General features: G+C 36.7%; 19 protein-coding genes. 16 read left to right on the top strand and 3 right to left on the bottom strand.

The window, feature by feature from the left end:
* Window positions 1-315: 315 nt before the first annotated feature.
* The 4 genes from recA (at window position 316) to ACTBZY_RS00655 (ending at window position 3834) form a co-directional block, all read left to right on the top strand.
* The gene (gene recA, locus ACTBZY_RS00670; protein WP_463044389.1) at window positions 316-1353 is read left to right on the top strand and encodes a recombinase RecA; all 1038 of its coding nucleotides are present in this window, start codon (window positions 316-318) and stop codon (window positions 1351-1353) included.
* Between the two features lie 87 nt (window positions 1354-1440).
* Entirely contained in the window at window positions 1441-2475 is a 1035-nt protein-coding gene (locus ACTBZY_RS00665; protein ID WP_463044388.1) for an aminopeptidase, read from the top strand.
* Window positions 2475-3257, top strand: coding sequence for a DUF3108 domain-containing protein (locus tag ACTBZY_RS00660; protein ID WP_463044387.1), 783 nt, complete (start codon window positions 2475-2477; stop codon window positions 3255-3257). Before ACTBZY_RS00665 ends, ACTBZY_RS00660 begins: the two co-directional genes overlap by 1 nt.
* A 124-nt stretch (window positions 3258-3381) precedes the next feature.
* Entirely contained in the window at window positions 3382-3834 is a 453-nt protein-coding gene (locus tag ACTBZY_RS00655; RefSeq protein WP_463044386.1) for a hypothetical protein, read from the top strand.
* On the opposite strand, the gene ACTBZY_RS00650 is transcribed toward ACTBZY_RS00655, so the two are convergent.
* The 3 genes from ACTBZY_RS00650 to ACTBZY_RS00640 all read right to left on the bottom strand — a co-directional run bounded on the left by ACTBZY_RS00650 (window position 3824) and on the right by ACTBZY_RS00640 (window position 5875).
* A complete protein-coding gene (locus ACTBZY_RS00650; protein ID WP_463044385.1) occupies window positions 3824-4258 on the bottom strand; it encodes a DoxX family protein in 435 nt (144 codons plus the stop codon). The genes ACTBZY_RS00655 and ACTBZY_RS00650 overlap by 11 nt on opposite strands.
* Before the next feature lie 74 nt (window positions 4259-4332).
* Window positions 4333-4569 carry a DUF4834 domain-containing protein gene (locus ACTBZY_RS00645; RefSeq protein ID WP_463044384.1) on the bottom strand — a complete coding sequence of 79 codons (237 nt, stop codon included), beginning with the start codon at window positions 4567-4569 and terminating at the stop codon, window positions 4333-4335.
* A gap of 52 nt (window positions 4570-4621) precedes the next feature.
* Window positions 4622-5875: a TlpA family protein disulfide reductase gene (locus ACTBZY_RS00640; protein WP_463044383.1), complete on the bottom strand. Its 1254-nt coding sequence runs from the start codon at window positions 5873-5875 to the stop codon at window positions 4622-4624.
* A 191-nt stretch (window positions 5876-6066) separates the two neighbouring features.
* Between ACTBZY_RS00640 and ACTBZY_RS00635 the strand changes: the two genes are divergently transcribed.
* The 12 genes from ACTBZY_RS00635 to ACTBZY_RS00580 all read left to right on the top strand — a co-directional run bounded on the left by ACTBZY_RS00635 (window position 6067) and on the right by ACTBZY_RS00580 (window position 18495).
* The gene (locus ACTBZY_RS00635; RefSeq protein ID WP_463044382.1) at window positions 6067-7584 is read left to right on the top strand and encodes a M61 family metallopeptidase; all 1518 of its coding nucleotides are present in this window, start codon (window positions 6067-6069) and stop codon (window positions 7582-7584) included.
* A gap of 11 nt (window positions 7585-7595) precedes the next feature.
* Window positions 7596-8054: a hypothetical protein gene (locus tag ACTBZY_RS00630; RefSeq protein ID WP_463044381.1), complete on the top strand. Its 459-nt coding sequence runs from the start codon at window positions 7596-7598 to the stop codon at window positions 8052-8054.
* Window positions 8055-8322: 268 nt separating this feature from the next.
* On the top strand, window positions 8323-9729 hold the full coding sequence (locus tag ACTBZY_RS00625; RefSeq protein WP_463044380.1) for an arylsulfatase: 1407 nt from the start codon (window positions 8323-8325) through the stop codon (window positions 9727-9729).
* Window positions 9726-10403 (top strand): DUF547 domain-containing protein, encoded by a 678-nt coding sequence (locus tag ACTBZY_RS00620; protein ID WP_463044379.1) that lies wholly within the window; start codon window positions 9726-9728, stop codon window positions 10401-10403. Before ACTBZY_RS00625 ends, ACTBZY_RS00620 begins: the two co-directional genes overlap by 4 nt.
* 45 nt (window positions 10404-10448) lie before the next feature.
* The gene (locus ACTBZY_RS00615; RefSeq protein WP_463044378.1) at window positions 10449-11597 is read left to right on the top strand and encodes a Gfo/Idh/MocA family protein; all 1149 of its coding nucleotides are present in this window, start codon (window positions 10449-10451) and stop codon (window positions 11595-11597) included.
* Window positions 11598-11602: 5 nt separating this feature from the next.
* Window positions 11603-13228, top strand: a complete 1626-nt coding sequence (locus tag ACTBZY_RS00610; protein WP_463044377.1) for a sulfatase family protein — start codon at window positions 11603-11605, stop codon at window positions 13226-13228.
* Between the two features lie 96 nt (window positions 13229-13324).
* Entirely contained in the window at window positions 13325-13777 is a 453-nt protein-coding gene (locus ACTBZY_RS00605) for a DUF1569 domain-containing protein (protein ID WP_463044376.1), read from the top strand.
* Between the two features lie 4 nt (window positions 13778-13781).
* Window positions 13782-14690, top strand: coding sequence for a S66 peptidase family protein (locus ACTBZY_RS00600; protein WP_463044375.1), 909 nt, complete (start codon window positions 13782-13784; stop codon window positions 14688-14690).
* 12 nt (window positions 14691-14702) lie between these two features.
* Entirely contained in the window at window positions 14703-15176 is a 474-nt protein-coding gene (locus ACTBZY_RS00595; RefSeq protein ID WP_463044374.1) for a hypothetical protein, read from the top strand.
* 14 nt (window positions 15177-15190) lie between these two features.
* Complete coding sequence (locus ACTBZY_RS00590; protein ID WP_463044373.1) at window positions 15191-15331, top strand: nuclear transport factor 2 family protein; 141 nt, start codon at window positions 15191-15193, stop codon at window positions 15329-15331.
* A 2-nt stretch (window positions 15332-15333) separates the two neighbouring features.
* Complete coding sequence (locus ACTBZY_RS00585) at window positions 15334-15648, top strand: nuclear transport factor 2 family protein (protein WP_463044372.1); 315 nt, start codon at window positions 15334-15336, stop codon at window positions 15646-15648.
* A gap of 378 nt (window positions 15649-16026) precedes the next feature.
* A complete protein-coding gene (locus tag ACTBZY_RS00580; protein WP_463044371.1) occupies window positions 16027-18495 on the top strand; it encodes a TonB-dependent receptor in 2469 nt (822 codons plus the stop codon).
* The last annotated feature ends 15 nt before the right edge of the window (window positions 18496-18510 follow it).

The following is an 18510-nucleotide window of genomic DNA, read 5'->3' as shown; positions in this document are numbered from 1 at the left end:
TCTAAAAAAGTCCTTTCGCGAATTCCATTAGCTTCATTCAAGATTTTTCATCAGCCTAAAAAGTAATTACTCTAAAAATAAATCGGACGCTATGGATATTATGAGGTGGAACGCTCATAAACTTAAGGGACAGCCAGACTTAAAACGATGAATTGGTAAATATTTTAGCGAAAACGCAGCACATAAGCAACTCTAAATAAGCACACTAAAGTCATTGCTAAATATATTAGCCAATCTTTGCTAGCAAATTGTGCAAAGTTGCAATATCTTTGTATCAGACAAAAAGAAAAACCTCAAACGCTAATAATATTACCAATGGCAGAAAACAACGAACGCCTAAAAATACTTCAAACCACAATTGACAAATTAGACAAAGCTTTTGGCAAAGGTACTGTAATGAGACTTAGTGACACCAAAGTTTTGGATGTACCTACTATTTCTACAGGATCGCTTGGTCTGGACTTAGCTTTAGGTATAAATGGTTTTCCAAGAGGTAGAGTCGTAGAAATATATGGACCAGAATCTTCTGGTAAAACTACACTAGCCATGCACGCCATTGCAGAGGCACAAAAAGCAGGCGGAATTGCGGCATTCATTGATGCCGAGCACGCTTTTGATAGGCTTTACGCAGAAAAATTAGGAATCAACACCGCCAATCTTCTTATATCTCAGCCAGACTATGGTGAGCAAGCTCTAGAGATTGCGGAACATTTAATTTCTTCTGGAGCTATAGATATATGTGTGATTGACTCCGTAGCCGCTCTTGTTCCTAAAGCCGAACTAGAAGGTGATATGGGAGATAGCAAAATGGGCCTTCAGGCTCGTTTAATGTCTCAAGCACTTCGTAAACTTACTGGTACTATTAACAAAACTGGATGTACTTGCATCTTCATCAACCAGTTAAGAGATAAAATTGGGGTAATGTTTGGTTCTCCAGAAACCACCACCGGTGGAAACGCCCTTAAGTTTTACGCTTCAGTAAGAATTGACATTAGAAGAATAGGCCAAATAAAGAATAGCGACGCCGACATAGTGGGTAACCGTACCAGAGTTAAAGTGGTTAAAAACAAAATGGCACCTCCATTTAAAGTAGTAGAGTTTGATATTATGTATGGCGAAGGGATTTCTAAAGCTGGAGAAGTTTTAGACTTGGGTGTTGACTTAGATATTATCAAAAAATCTGGCTCATGGTTTTCTTACAAAGAAGACAGACTTGGACAAGGACGCGACTCTGTAAAGAATCTTATTAGAGATACTCCTGAACTCTTGGATGAAATAGAAATGAAAATCAAAGAAGCCATCATTGGTAAAGATGAAATACTTCTTGGAAAAGATGCAGAGAAAGAAAAATAGAAATACAAATAAAAAAATACAAAAGGTATAAATTATTATTATTAGGAAAGCGTTAAAGAGTAGGAGACATTCTCCTGCTCTTTTTATATGAAAAAAATCTTCAAGTTCCTCGCTTTAATTTTATTGGTGATATCTCTAACTTTCTATTTCTCATTTTTCAATGAGATTAACTATGGTCTTAAACAAACCAAAGGTCAGTTAAATGTCATTTACAACACCACTCCAATAAATAAAATACTGGAAGATGATAATTTCCCAGATAGTTTAAAGGCCAAAATTCTCTTAATTGAAGACATCAAAAAATTCACTGTAGATTCTCTAGGACTTAAACCTAGTAGAAGTTACAAGGATTATTATGACCAAAAAGGCGAACCCATCATGTGGGTTTTAACAGCCTGTCCACCGTATAGTCTTGAAAATAAAAAATGGAAGTTTCCAATTGTTGGTACTTTCGCCTACAAAGGTCATTTTGATAAAGAAGATGCACTGGAGGAGTTAGCACTACTCAAAAGCCAAGGCTTAGATGCTCGAATTTCTGAAATTTCTGCTTGGAGTACATTAGGTTATTTGTCAGACCCTATTTTAAGTAGTATGCTAGAGTTAGATGAGGGTTCATTGGCTGCACTTCTCATTCATGAATTAACGCATGGCACTCTTTTTGTAAAAAACAACCTAGCTTTCAATGAAAATCTGGCTGATTTTATTGGGGATAAAGGGGCATTACTTTTCTTGAAAAGCAAATACGGCGAAGATTCCAAAGAATTGAAAAAGTACAAAAAAGTAAAAGATTTTAATACGAAATTTTCCAAGCATATCAGGAGAGGTACAGAAAAACTTGACAGCTTGTTTCAAACCTTTTCCCCAGAAATGTCGTCTATAAAGAAGGACCAGTTGAAATATGACCTTATAGATGAGATTATGATTTCCGCTGATACATCAAACAGCAACCCAAAATATAAGTACAAAGGAAGAGGTTCTTTAAACAATGCGTATTTTACGGCATTCAGAACTTATCAAGGAAAACAAAATGAGTTCGAAGAGGAATTAAATTCAAAATTTAACAAAGAATTTAAGGACTACGTAGGACATTTAAAGGACGAATTTCAGAGTTTAGGGAAATAATGAAAAGACGACTAATACTTTTATTGACATTAAGCATAGCCTTTGCTGCATTTATTGACAGGGGCTATCGAACTGTGGAAAATAATAGCTTCCAAGCTGGTGAAAATTATACCTATAAGGTAAAGTATGGCTTCATCACCATAGGGCAAGCAAAGGTAGATGTTCACAGAAAAATATTTGAGGTAAATAACCGACCGTGTTACAGAGTAAATGTTACTGGAAAGACCGCGGGTGTGGCAAGTCTCTGGAAAGTCAGCAATGTTTACAGATCATTTATCGACACCACCGCTTTTATACCTCATAAATTTGAATACAGTGCTAGAGAAAACTCTTATGAAAGAGACCAAACCTTTACTTTTGATCATAATAGAAACACGGTAAAGAAACTGGAAAAAGAGAAAATCACCGAATACAAAGTACCTGAATATGTGCAAGATGTTATATCAGGCTATTACTTCCTCAGAACCGTGGATTTCTCCCATATGAAAATAGGAAGTAGCGTAAAAGCTCCTTTGTTTTTTGACGACGAGCTTTATAACATGCAGGTTAAATATGCAGGTAAAGATGAAATCAAGACTCGTTTTGGTAAAATGAGGGTTCTCAAACTAAACCCTATACTTCCTAAAAACGATTTGTTTGAAGGTAATGAGGCCATAAGAATATTCGTTTCTGACGATGAAAACCGTGTGCCTATTAGAATGGAAATTGAATTTTCTTTTGGGACGATATCCATGGAAATTATCAATTACAAAAATGTCAAAAATCCTTTCATTTGGTCCTGACAGCTTTTCCTTCATATCTTTCAGGCATTAACCTTTCTTTTACTTATTGGTAAATATTTATTAGGACTTCCGAAGTTTCTTTTAAATATATTTATTCATATTTAGGATCTAAAACCTTAAATAAATGAGCCAATCTGAATTGCAAATGGTCATAGATAGAATGATATTGACCATTACAGCCGAAATACCAAATTTTAAAAACAGTCCTATAGATTGGAATATATCAGAGGGAAATGTAGCTCTCTGCATTTTAGACGATTCTGGAAATGTTTACGGAAAAATCTGGGGAAATGACAAAGTAAGAGGTAGAGGATTTTATGATATCGCATATAGAAAAGCTTCCCAAGTTTGGATTACAAACATGAAGACAGGAGAATACGAGGTTGAAGTATTTTCTGGACGAATAAACTATAAAGATTTCGGAATTGAACTACCTGATTTGATGGGATGGGAAGGTGGCCAGCCGATTCAACTTGACATCGACACTAGAATTTATTGTGGCTTTAGTGGCTTTGAAGGAGTTAATGACTTATCTCTGGTTAAAAATGCCGCCGAAAACGCTACATCTAAAACCTAACCGACCTTCTAGTTCTTCCAAAAATATAATAATCCAAAGAGTACCTACCTGGACCCCACATAAATAAAGAAATATAAGGAATAAGAAAAAGTAGTCCTTTTTCCATGCCATCAAAACCTTCTGAGATTTTCACAACAAAAGTAATCACGAAAAGTGTAAAAATGAGGATGGACAATGCCGGTCTGGTAAACAACCCGAACAATAGCAAAAGAGAGCATCCTAGTTCGGCGAAAGTTGCAGAAATTAAGGAAAATCCTTGACCCATACCTATAGGATCTGAGAAGCCAAATTCTCCATTCAAGATTTTTTGCAGCTTTTTAAATCCATGAGGAAGCATTAAAATGGCCATGCCTACTCTTAAAAAGAAAATTGCAAAATCTACATAAGGAGGTAAAGCAGTTACTCTAAAAAATCTATTTAACATACTCAAAAATGTTGTTTATCAAAAAATAGGATAACGGAATAATTCCATCCCGAATTGCCAAGATATGACATTAATTATTCTACTTCCTCATAGTCTACATATTGGCCTCCCTTAAAACCCTTAGTGTCTGTATCCTTAGGAACATAGTCAACATTTATTTGACCTTCTTGCTTCATATTAGATTGCTGACCCTTGTTGGCCTTTTTCTGCTCATTGACCATTTGTTTCCCTACAATCAACCAAAATAAGAATCTTCTTACTGGCGGTACAAAGGCAATTATGAGTATAACGATTAAAATTATTTTGAACATATTGTCTAACTTTTTCTGAAAGTAAAATTATATAAAAGCACCGTTTTTTTCACTAGAGTAACTCTAATAATAACGGCAAAGTTTCCTCGCTGCTTGGTCTTGGAGCATTATCATTTACCAAAATTCCTTTTTTGTCGATAACCATATATCTCGGTATGCTAGAAACCCTGTATTTTATAGAAACATCATAAGAATGACCATTTTCTCCAAAATCTTCTAAACCTAATTTCTGAACTGCCCCCCTCCATTTGTCTAAGTCTTCGTCTATAGAAATGTAAAGAAAAACTATCTCCTTCTTTTGCTTACTTGTAAGCCCTTCATGCATCGCCTTACTATAAGGAAACTCCTGCCTACATGGTCCACACCAACTTGCCCAAAAGTCTACATAAACTACCTTACCTTTAAATTTCTCAAAAGTAAAAGCGTGGTCATTTAGATCCATTATTGCGGGCAATTCAGTATCCTTTTCTTTTGCTTTAGAGAGTTCCGTTGCTCTGCTAGTTTCTGCAGTTAACAGTTCGTCATAAAAAGAGTCCGACAGGAATTCCTTCAATTTGTCACAATAAACCTGGCTAGTCCAAAACCTAAAAGCAGAAGTGCTCAGCACCTTATAGTTATTCTCTATCAGTCTGGTTAAAGTGTAATCTAAAACATCTCCTCTTAAATATTCTTCCGCAAATTCGGCTTTATCTTTCATGGATAAAACACCGTCTGCATATTTATTAAAACCTTTTTTTTCAGAATTAAAATACGTTACAAAATAGGGCAAAAACTCCCTATAAGATTTAGACAGCAATCTTTTTGGATTATTTATCTTATTTAAATCTAAAGCGGAAGTCATAATTCTAGGCAGAGATGTTACTTGCTTTAATCCGGTATTTTGGTTACTTCTGTTAATAGCGTAAGCCAAAAGTAAATGCCAATAATTATAATTAATGTTGGCTTGAGTTAAGTCTATAAATTCCTCTGAAAGTCTGTCGTATTTATCATAAGACTTGAGAAACTCCATTTGCTTATTTCTCTCCTCAAAAAGACTTAATTCCCAGTCATCCACACTAACTTGGTTTAACTTCTCATATTGAATCTTCTTATTGAAATCATCCCCAAATTTCGCATCAAATTCTTCAACAAATTTGGCGTGAGTTGGTTCTTTAAGCAATTTACCGATAACATCCTCTTGAGAAAATGTGGCAAGGGTATAAACATCGTCCTCATTGGCATTGAAAACCTCGGAAAACGCTATCTCATAAGGTGTTAAGGCCACAGAACCCAATAAAATAGAAAACAAAAGAATGGTGTATCTCATAAGTATAATATAGACCGAAATAGATTAGTAATAAAGTCTAAACGATTATCAAATTATAAAGTTCTTCAAATATGCCATAGAATTTCTATATAATTGACTCAAAAGCAGACATAACCCTAAGAACATACACTATTCTAATTACTTTTTTGTCAAAAAGTCTCATTTTTGTGGCTTCAAAATCATCAATCTAAATGAACTTAATTAAAACTCTTCTTCTTTTTTCTATCTCAACTTTGACTTTTGCTCAAACGCCAATTGAATTTGAAATTGACGTCACCCAAAATACGGATACCTTTTACGTTTCAGCTAATTTGGCAGAACCCTTAAGCAAAAACAAGGGATTATATCAATTTGCAGCTACCGCACCAGGCACTTACCAAACTCAAAACATTGGCCGCTTTGTTAGTGATTTTAAAGCGTTTAATAAAAAAGGGAAAGAGATAAAAGTTTCCTATAAAGAACCCAATCAATATATCATTTCTAAGGCAAATAAAGTAAAAAGTATAAGTTATAAGGTCGCTGAGACATTTGACACCGAAGTCGAATCTTACCCAGTTTATATGATGTGTGGCAGTAGCATTGAGGATGACCATTCCTTAATTAATGCTCATACCATGATAGGATACTTTAGCGGCAAACAAAGCCAACCCATAAAACTGAGCATAAAAGGAAGAGATGGATGGCAAACGGGAACGGCTCTTAAAGAGGCTGAGGGTTTTCTATGGGCCGACTCTTTCGATGAAATAGTAGACTCCCCTATTCTTACTGGAAATTTGACTTTTGCAGAAACCAAAGTGGCAGATACGCCTGTTCGCATTTTCACTTATTCTGAATACGGCAAATTTACCTCTCCTGCCCTACTTGAAAACATGAGAGCAATGTTAGAGGCATCTAACCAATTTCTGATAAAGCTTCCTGTTGATAGATATACCTTTCTATACTACTTTATACCTAATCCTGATGGAGTAACCGGAGCTTGGGAACACGCTTACAGCTCTGAATACGTCCTAGCCGAGAACGAACCTACAGCGGCTTACATGAAAGAGGTTACAGATATTGCTTCTCATGAGTTTTTCCATATTGTAACCCCTTTAAATATTCATTCAGAAATTATTGAGTCTTTCAATTTTGTAGAACCTACGCCATCAAAGCATTTGTGGTTATATGAAGGGGTTACAGAATGGGCATCTAACATTCTATTATATCGAGGTGGTGTAGTTGATTTTGACTCCTATATCAAAAATGGCATCCGTCAAAAAGTCCTTATCAATGATAATTATTTTGACAAATCTTGGAGTCTTGCAAGAATAGCAGAAGAGTCTTTCAATGAAGATGGAGCTAAACAATATGGCAATATCTACTATAAAGGGGCATTGGTAGCAGGTTATCTAGATATCAGGCTACTAGAGCTATCCAATGGAAAAAGAGGATTGAGAGAACTTATGCTAGAACTGGTGAGTAAATATGGAAAGGGTAGACCTTTTTCTGAAAAAAACTTTTTCGAGGATTTAGTTAAAATGACTTACCCAGAAATTGCAGACTTTATTCACGATTATATTGAAAACGCTGAGCCGCTTCCTCATAAAGAATATCTTGATAAAATAGGATTGAGTTTCTCTGGTGAAGGAAAAGACTTAGAAATAAGAAAAATAGTCAACCCTAACGACAAGCAACTTTTACTTTTTAACGCTTGGAGCAAGAATTTATAATCTAAAATTAAATGTATCAATTTCTACTTAGCAGCCATTCAATCATTCGCTGGTTAGTATTGTTGGCATTATTAATTTCTACATTTAAAGCATATCAAGGATGGATAAATCATAAAAGGTTTACCATCCTTGACCAAAGGTTATTTAAACTCACCACTTCAATAGTCTATCTGCAATTCACTTTTGGAGTTTTGCTCTATAGTCTAAGTCCAATTGTCAAGCACTTTTGGTTCCATCTCCCTTCGTCCATTCAAATGAGAGAAATCCGCTTCTTTGGCATGGAGCATATTACGATTATGGTCATTTCGGTTTCATTGATAAGTATAGGTGAAGCAAAATTAAAGAAGTCCGATCTGGACATTGAAAAATTTAAGATAATAGCCATTTTTTTCACAATTGCCCTTCTACTAATTCTTTCTTCTATTCCTTGGTCCTTTTCTCCACTTACATCAAGACCGCTTTGGAGATGAAACTTATTCCATAAAAATAGGAGAATAATGTACGGAATATATAACACTTTTTCTTCATAACTTCAATTGTATCAGGCATAAGAAAAGATTTTTTAAGATAAATCACACTTACTGCACTTCTTCAAAGCTTAGCATTTTAATTTCTAAATGGAAGCATTAAACGGCTATTCAAATAGTACCGCTTATTCGAGCTTACATTAAGATTGAGTTTGATATTGCATGATAACGGGTAACCCACTATCTTCATGCTTTAACCCTATTAAAAATCATGAATAAACTCTCTTTACTCCTTTTTCTTAGTACGTTGATATGCTCGTGCACAGAAAGTGAAAAAGGCAGTGACTCCCAAGTAAATATCGTATACATTATGGCAGACGACCTCGGCTATGGCGATGTTGGAGCTTTTGGTCAGAAATTAATTAAGACACCAAACATTGATAAACTGGCTACTGAGGGTATGATGTTAACCAGACATTATGCAGGAAACACCGTATGTGCTCCTTCAAGATGCACCTTAATGACAGGTAAGCATAATGGGCACGCCAGAATTAGAGGTAACAAAAGGGTGCCACTAGAAGACGAAGACTTCACTGTAGCAGAATTACTAAAAAAGGCGGGATACGTCACTGGGATTGTGGGTAAATGGGGACTAGGCGAAGAGCAAAGTTCTGGTATTCCAATCAAACAAGGTTTTGATTACTTCTATGGTTATCTAAACCAAGCCCATGCTCATAACCATTACCCCGCTTGGCTTTATGAAAATGAGTTGAAAGACAGCCTAGGAAATGAAGTGGAATACATGACCACAGGAAATAATGCCGGTATAAGCGGACATTCCACCAATAAAAAAACTTACGCTAATCATAAATTCATAGAAAAAGCAATAGGATTTATTGAAGAGAACAAAAGCAAACCTTTTTTCTTGTATTTGCCTGTTACAGTGCCTCATGCCAATAATGAGTCACAGCACTTTAATGAATCTGGAATGGAAATACCAGACCTCGGTATTTATGCCGATGAAGATTGGCCAGAAAACCAGAAAAGACATGCTGCCATGATCTCTGAGTTGGACAGAACGGTTGGTCTGGTTATGGAAAAACTTAAAAGCGAGGGGCTAGACCATAAAACGCTCGTGATTTTCACTTCTGATAATGGCCCACATGCGGAAGGTGGAGCAGACCCAGATTTTTTTAATAGCAATGGAGACCTTAGAGGTATAAAAAGAGATCTCTATGACGGCGGAATTAGGGTACCAACCATAGCCAGATGGCCCGAAAAAATAAAGGCAGGAACCTCCTCTGACCATGTATCTGGATTTGTAGATTTGTTTGCTACATTGAAGGCTTTGGTAAACGTGAGTGACGAACATCCAACGGATGGCATTTCCTTTTTACCAACTTTGCTTGGTCATGAACAACCAAAACACGAATTCCTCTATTGGGAGTTTTACGAACAAGGCGGAAAACAGGCCGTAATCTTCGATGAGAACTGGAAATGCATTAAACTCTTTTTAAACGACAGTACGAAAAGCAAAGTGGAATTATACAATATTGCTGAAGATCTGGGTGAACAAGTAAACCTAGCAGATTCCAACCCCGAACAACTGGCCAAAGGATTGTCCATTATAAAAAGAGAACATATTTTTTCTCCAGATTTTAAATTCAATTTTGAATGATAAATAAACTTTCTGAAGACCTTCTTCTAGCCGTTAAAAAGAATGAAGAGACTTCAGCACTAGAAGCCCAAATGGCTACGCTAGACCTAAAAGAACTTGAAAACGAAATTTCTAATGATGAAAGTAAAAAAGCCTTTTGGATAAACTGTTATAATGCATTTTATCAAATTCTTAGAAAGAAAAATATGGTAAATCTGTCAGAGATTTACACCACTAAAGCGATTGATATAGCTGGTCAGAAATTGAGTTTAGACGACGTTGAACACGGGATATTAAGAAAAAATCGGATAAAGGCCTCTCTAGGATATCTCCCGAACCTATTCGCACCTGCATTACTAAAAAAACTCGCGGTCGATAAAATTGATTATAGAATCCATTTTGCTCTAAACTGCGGAGCAAAGAGCTGTCCACCTATCGCTTTTTATCATACACAGAAGATAGAACAACAGCTAGAAATGGCTACGATGTCATTCCTAGAGTCTGAGACCACTATTTTCTACGACACCATGGAAATCCAAACCAGCAGCTTACTAAGCTGGTATAGAGGAGATTTTGGTGGCTCCAAGGGCATAAAGTATTTGCTTCAAGAAAAACTTAACATTCCTACTAGAGGATTTAAACTCACTTACAAAACCTACTCATGGGAAGACCAGTTAGGAAACTTTAAAGAGTAAAAATACTTTTACACAAAATTGAAAAATGAATTCAACCCAATCAAAATGAAAAATAATAGAAGGAACTTTCTTAAAAATGTTGCCATAAACTCAGCAGGTTTGGGTTTATTAGGCTCTGTCCCATTAAACCTTTCTGCTCAGAAAAGTATCATAGCGTCGTCATCGTCTACACTTAAAACTTGGGCAAAGCCTAGATTGAAATTTGCCGTCATAGGCATGAATCACGGCCACATTTACAGCATGACAGAAGCCATTAAAAGAGGTGGAGGAGAACTGGTTTTGTTTTATGCCAAAGAACAAGAACTGAATACGGCTTTTGGTAAAAGATACCCCGAGGCTAAACTTGCCAAAAGTGAAGCAGAAATACTCGAAAATCCTGACATTAAACTGGTGCTAAGTGCTGGTATACCCGTTGAAAGAGCTCCGCTAGGAATTCGAGTAATGAAAGCAGGAAAAGATTATATGTCTGACAAGCCAGGCATTACAACCTTGAAACAACTGGCAGAAGTAAGAAAAGTACAAAAAGCGACCAAGCAAATTTATAGCATCGTTTACAGCGAAAGACTTGAAAACAGAGCGACGGTTAAGGCCACAGAATTAGTGGCAAGTGGTGCTATCGGAAAAGTAATTCAAACGATAGGTCTTGGGCCGCATAAAATGAGACCTGAAACTCGTCCAGATTGGTTTTACGATATGAGCCAAGTAGGTGGTATTATTACAGACATTGCTTCGCATCAATTCGACCAATTTTTACACTTTACCAATTCTACGGAAGCCAAAGTTCTGGCCGCTCAAGTAAAAAACATCAATCACCCCCAATACCCCGGTTTTGAAGATTTCGGGGATGCTATGGTGACCGGAAATGGCGGTTCTGGATATGTGAGAATAGACTGGTTTACACCTGACGGCCTTAAAACCTGGGGAGATGGAAGATTGACAATTTTGGGAACGGAGGGCTTTATTGAAATAAGGAAAAATATTGATATCGCGAGGTTTGATTCAGGAAACCACCTTTATCTGGTCGACGGAAAAGATACCATTCACATGGACTGCAAAGACGTAGATTTACCCTTTGGTTCTCAAATGGTAGATGATGTATTAAATAGAACAAATACCGCTATGACACAAGAACACTGTTTCTTGACCATGGAATTAGCGTTAAAAGCTCAAAAATTAGGACTAAAAAACTTTTAAGTATTATGTTATTTAAAAATATACTTTTCGTACTCTCTCTTTTCCTTATCGTTTCGTGTGGCTCTGACAATCAATCTATGACTAAAGAGTCTCAAGAAAACGTCCCCCCTCAGCCCAATATTTTATGGATTTCGGCAGAAGACTTAAGTCCCAGAATGGCAGCTTATGGCGACTCCACTATAGCTACTCCAAACCTTGATAGACTAGCAAAAGAAGGTGTTGTATACGACCATGCTTATACATCCGCAGGCGTATGTTCGCCTAGTAGAAATGCTATTATTACGGGCAGATATCAAACCAGTAACGGTGGACAGCATATGAGAACCATGGGCATACATGAGCCTGTGGAATTGGGTCTGCCGTCCATGTACAACTCCGTACCACCTGCAGATGTGAAATGTTTCCCTGAATACTTAAGAGCTAAGGGTTATTATACCACCAATAACGACAAAACAGACTATCAATTTACCGCCCCTCCTACCGTATGGGATGAAGTAAGTAAAACAGCAGACTGGAGAGGAAGACAAAAGGATCAGCCCTTTTTCTGTGTTATCAATTTCACGACTACGCACGAATCTCAAATTTGGGCGAGAGCCGATCATGAGCTAAGAGTGGATCCAGCCAAAGTGCCCCTTCCACCCTACTATCCAGATAATATAACCTCAAGAACAGATGTAGCCAGGCATTACAGTAATCTTTCTGAACTGGACGACCAAATAGGTGAAGTACTGGCTAAGTTAGAAGATGACGGACTCCTAGAGAATACCATTGTTTTTTTCTGGGGAGACCATGGAGACGGACTTCCTTTTTATAAAAGAGAAGTTTACCGAAGAGGTTTGCATATTCCTTTAATTGCGAGGTTTCCAAACAAGGAAAATGCGGGTACTAGAAACAACGATTTTATCAATGCTATAGATTTTGCACCAACCATGTTATCACTAGTGGGTATAGAAAAACCTTCTCAGATGCATGGAAAGGCTTTTTTGGGCGAATTCAAATCCGACAACGATCATGAATTTATTTTTGGTGCAAGAGACAGAATAGACAACGATTATGACCGCGTTCGATCGGTCATGGACAGGAAATTTCAATATGTCAGAAATTATGAACCTGAAAAACCATTATATATGGATGTGGACTTTAGGAAAGGAATTCCTACCATGAAAATGCTTCTGGCCATGAAAGATGAAGGAAAACTCAATAAAGAGCAGTCCTTTTGGTTTCAAGAAACCAAGCCCAAAGAAGAGTTTTACGATTGGACAATAGATCCTTACCAATTAAATAACTTGGCAGAAGACCCCACTTATTCAAAAGAGATTAAGCGATTAAGAGACGTCATGGACAATTGGATAGCATATACTGAAGATTTAGGAGCTATTCCAGAGACAGAAATGCTAAAAAATATGTGGAATGGAGGTACTTCTGCACCAATCACATCAGACCCTATTGTTTATAAAACCGGTAATAAGGCAAAGCTCATGAGCATGACCGAAGGAGCCTCTATTGCCTACCGTATAAAAGGCGTTAAGAGGTGGGAAGTTTATACAGAACCCTTCATTTTAGGAAATGGAACTTACGAAACTATGGCCATGCGAATAGGCTACGAACCTAGCCGTATTAAAGAGTTTTAAGGCTTATTAGGTCTTGTAGCACAGAATTTATCTCATAGCTCTCTTTTTTTGCGAAAGAGGAATTGTATATATTGGCCTCTCATACTAAAAAGTACCATGAAAAACATTTTCGATTCGGCGGTTACAAATGAAGTTATTCACAGAATAAATCAGCTAACACCTGAAACTCAGGCACTATGGGGTAAAATGACGGTGGCACAGATGTTGGCTCATAACTGCGTTACCTACGACATGATTTATGACGACTCCTTTCCAAAAGCGGGAGCGTTCAAAAAAATCATTATGAAGCTTTTTGTAAAAGGCATAGTGGTAGGTCCTAAGCCATACAAAAAAAATAGTCCTACGGCACCGGCTTTTGTGATTACGGATAAAAGAGACTTCCAAAAGGAGAAGAAAAGATTGATTGAATTTCTTAATAAAACGCAGCAACTAGGTGGTAGTTATTTTGATGGTAAAGAATCCAATTCTTTTGGAAAACTAACAGAAAGTGAATGGAATACCATGTTTTATAAGCATATAGATCACCATTTAACACAATTTGGAGTTTAATAGAATGAGATTAGAGGAACTTAAGCGTCCGCCATTTCTTCAAAAAGGAGATACAATAGCCGTGGTTTCTTTATCTTCTGTTTTAGATGAGAAGCGGCTTTTATTGGGTCAAGAAATCATGCATGAACAATTTGGACTCAAAACACAGTTAGCAAATAATGTGCTTAATGTTTATCATAATTTTGCTGGAACAGATTCTGAAAAGATAAGCTCATTTCAACAAATGCTGGATGATCCTAAGCTTAAAGCGATAATAGCGGGTAGAGGTGGCTATGGTGCTTCAAAAATCATTGACAAAATGGACTGGACGGCCTTTAAGGAAAATCCAAAGTGGATTGTAGGTTTTTCGGATATTACGGTCGTTCATCAGAAAATACAAAGTTTAGGTTATCAGTCCATTCATGGGCCTATGATGGTCACCTTAAGTAACGATAAAACCTCCACGACCTCGCTTAAAAATGCTCTTATGGGCAAAAAACTCTCCTACAAAGAACGTGGACACGATTTTAATAGGATAGGAAAGGCTAAAGGTCAAATTATTGGAGGAAACCTTTGCCTTTTGGCTCATAACATTGGTTCGCCCTCAGACATAAGTTTTGACAATAAAATTCTTTTCCTAGAAGATGTAGGAGAATACTATTATAATATGGACAGGATGATGGTTCAGCTAAAAAGAGCCGGAAAACTGCGTAAGTTGGCAGGCCTTATAGTGGGACAATTTACTGACAATAAAGACAATAGCACACCTTTTGGAAAATCTGCCTTTGAAATAATTCAAGATCATGTAAGTGAATATGATTATCCTGTTTCGTATGATTTCCCGATTGGGCATGCCCAAGAAAACCGAGCCGTGAGGTGTGGCGAAATAATGAAACTAGGCGTTCTAAAAAGCAGCGTTAAACTAAGCTCTTAAAAACTAAAAAATATGAATAATACCAATCCTCTAAAAGAAATTCAAAAAATTTATATGATCAGTGCTTTCGGAATTTTACTTCTAGCAGCGGTTTCCTTTTATCTCATTCAATCTGGTAATGCTGGCCGAAATGCAGATTATATGGATATTCTCTTTAAAGCTATTCCTATGTCCATCGTTATAGGTCTTTCTGCTTCATTTTATTTAGGTAATAAGCACCTAAAAACAGCCTTAAAAACGAAAGGACTTAGCCAGAAACTTGAGCATTTTAAACAGTCCACTTTGATCAAAAATGTTTGTTTAGCGATACCCGCAGTGATAGCTTCTGTGGCTGCCATTCTTACAGGGGAATCCCAGTTTTTGTTTATATCATTGGCTATTTTGGTGGTTATGTTGATCGCTTTTCCATCTAGAAACAAAGTTGTTTCTCAGTTAAAGTTGGAACAGAAAGATATTACGGAACTGGACAAATGGATGTCTAATTAATTGTTTTAATTGCAATGAAAGAAGTTTTAGAAAAATTCTACACAGCGTTTTCAGGAAAAGACGCCGAAGCCATGGTCTCTTACTATCACGATGACATTTATTTTAAAGACCCTGCATTTGGAATATTAAAAGGTAAAGACGCTAAAGATATGTAAGAATGCTCTGCAAGAACGGCGGAACTGATACCGTAATAACCTTTTCTGAACCTATAGCCGACCAAACCAAAGGACTTGTCAAATGGGAAGCACGTTATACTTTTAGCAAAACGGGCAAGAAAGTTCATAATGTAGTTTTGGGGAAATTTAAATTCAAAGACGGGAAAATTATTGAACATATTGATACTTTCAACTTATACACTTGGGCTAAGCAAGCCATGGGATGGAAAGGCATTTTACTCGGTAACACCAGATTTTTTAGAAAGCAATTGCAAAAAACGACTGGAGCGGCTTTAGCAAAGTTTCAGACCATCTGAAACCCTTCAAAAAAAATAGACCTCAAAAGCCTTCCTACAAACATTGGGAGGCTTTATTTATATCCGGTTCAAGCTGCCACATATCAATAAATGCCATTTATCTCCAACTAATACACTTTGAACTTCCAAATAAAGCCTTTCACCGCTATGTCACTTTTCAGATGAGTGATACTGCAACTTCCTGAGCCATCTCGTCATCTGAAGTACAAATTAGTTCAAAACCACTCATCCAGTTTATTGAACCACTTGTGTATAAACTATTACCTTGTTATGCATAATACCCATAATTTTGAACCAAGATTTAAAGGGAACCCGTTGTTCAACCCTCTGTTTCTCCTTGATCTAAAAAAGCTATTACGACATAAAAAATACAAAAAAATGAAAAAACTATTACTTAGCTTCTTCGCCCTTACAATGACATTGAGTTCATGGGCACAGTCTACTTATTCGGTCACAGGAAAAGTACTTGACGAAAATGCAGATGTGCTGCCGTTTGCCAATGTTCTTTTACTAAACTCCTTGGATAGCACATTGTCCAGAGCCATTGCTTCCGATATGGATGGAGAATTCTTCATGGATAACATAAAATCTGGAAACTATTTTGTGAAAATATCCATGGTAGGTTATTTAGATTTCCTTTCTCCAAAATTCAAATTAAATTCAGATTCGCCCATCTTTAAATTTCAACCTATCAAACTTCAAATATCTGCAAATGAACTTGGTGAAGTAACTGTCGTAGCTAAAAAACCATTCATAGAACAACAGATAGACCGCATGGTTCTCAATGTAGAAAACAGTATCGTGGGAAGTGGCAACACCGCCCTAGAAGTTTTGGAAAAAGCACCAGGAGTGGTAGTTGATAGACAAAACAATGCCCTAAAATTAAAAAACAAAAATGGTGTCCTGGTACAAATTGACGGAAGAAGGAGTTATTTATCTGAAGAGGCTCTCATGCAAATGTTGAGTAACATGAACTCAGATGAAATTACCTCTATAGAAATCATCACCAATCCTTCTTCAAAATATGACGCCTCAGGGAACTCAGGTATCATAAACATCAAACTCAAGAAAAACAAGGCATTCGGAACCAATGGTACCTTAGTTTTATCTGCTGGAGACGCCTATCTTCCAAAAGCTACTGATGATCTTTACAGAGGCTCGGCTAATCTGTCCTTGAACCATAGAAACGAAAAGTTTAACGTTTTTGGAACAGGGAATTTAAGCAGAAACGCTTTTTATAACGATAACCACCTCATGAGAACCACTAACTTTGAAGGACTTAAAAGTACGTTTGACCAAACTTCACAAAGGAACGGAAGTGGAATATACAGCTCGGCTAGAATTGGAGCAGACTTTTTTGCGAATAACAAAACTACGATAGGTGTCATGCTAGACGCCAACAACTGGAACGGCACCATGAAGTCAAACGGATTAACAAACATTATGGAAAGCCGTAGTGACATAGAAACAAGAAGCTCACTTATTCCATTATCTAACCGAGAAATGGACAACTGGAACTACTCGGCCAATTTTAATTTAAAGCATAACTTTAATGATAAGGGCAAAGAGATGACTTTTGATGCAGATTACAGCGGTTTTAATAACTATGCCTTTCAAAGTTTTGACACAGAGTATTTTGACGCCAACAAAATCATCACCAATAATATTATTCAGCGAAACACTACACCATCAGACATCAACATATATGCGGCTAAAGTAGATTTTGTAATACCAACAGCGGATAAATTTAAAATTGAATTTGGAGCTAAAACGAGTTTCGTGAAAACAGATAATGACTTTGCGTTTGAAACAAGAATAGACCAAGAATGGATTATTGACCCAGGTAAAACTAACCATTTCATCTATACGGAATTTGTGAATGCCGCATACTTTAATATTGGAAAACAATGGAATAAAATAGGTTTCCAAACAGGTCTTAGAGCAGAGCACACGCAGTCTGAGGGTAATTCTTTGACATTAAATAAAATAGTGCCACGCTCTTATTTAAGCTTATTCCCTACCGCATTCTTGAATCAAAAAATAAACGACAAAAACAATCTAAGGTATTCTTACAGCAGAAGAATTGGAAGACCAAACTATCAGCAACTTAATCCTTTTTTATTCTTCTTAGACCCTTATACTTTTGAAAAAGGATATGAATATTTAAAACCGCAGTTTACCGACAATTTAGAGCTTACTTACTCTTATAATAATGCGGTATCTTTAACCTTGGGTTACGCATATACCAAGGACAATATGTTTGGCGTAATAGAGCAAGATGACCAAACTCGTCAAACTTTTCAAACAAACACCAATTTAGAAAAGGTAGAGAATTATTCTGCAAACCTATCTTTCCCTGTTCCAATCACGAAGTGGTGGAATATGCATAATAATGTAAACTTATATTATGTAAGATACCAAGACAGTAATTTAAGTGGGGGTGTATTAGACGTAGATCAAGTGGCCTTTAACTTTTATACCGGAAGTACATTTACCATGAAAAAAGGCTGGTCTGCTGAAGCTAACATGTGGTTTAACTCACCGCAAGTTTTGGGAATTATCAAACAAACTTCTCCTCAGTATTCTGTCAATGCGGGAGTTCAGAAAAGTTTCTGGGATAAAAAAGCTCGTTTAAAATTAAACATCAATGACATATTCTTGACGTCCTTCTTCAATGGTGCCATTGATTATCAAAACATAGATTTAAAAATCGAAAACAGGTGGACAAGCAGGAATGTAAATCTTAGCTTCACCTATAATTTCGGTAACCAAAACGTAAAAGGTAGCAGAAAGAGAAGCACTGCCACAGAAGAGCTAAAAAGCCGTGCAGGCGGAGGTTCGAATTAAGACTTTTAGGTACAG

The sequence above is a fragment of the Arcticibacterium sp. genome, assembly GCF_055134445.1.
This window is presented reverse-complemented; position numbering and strand designations above follow the sequence as displayed.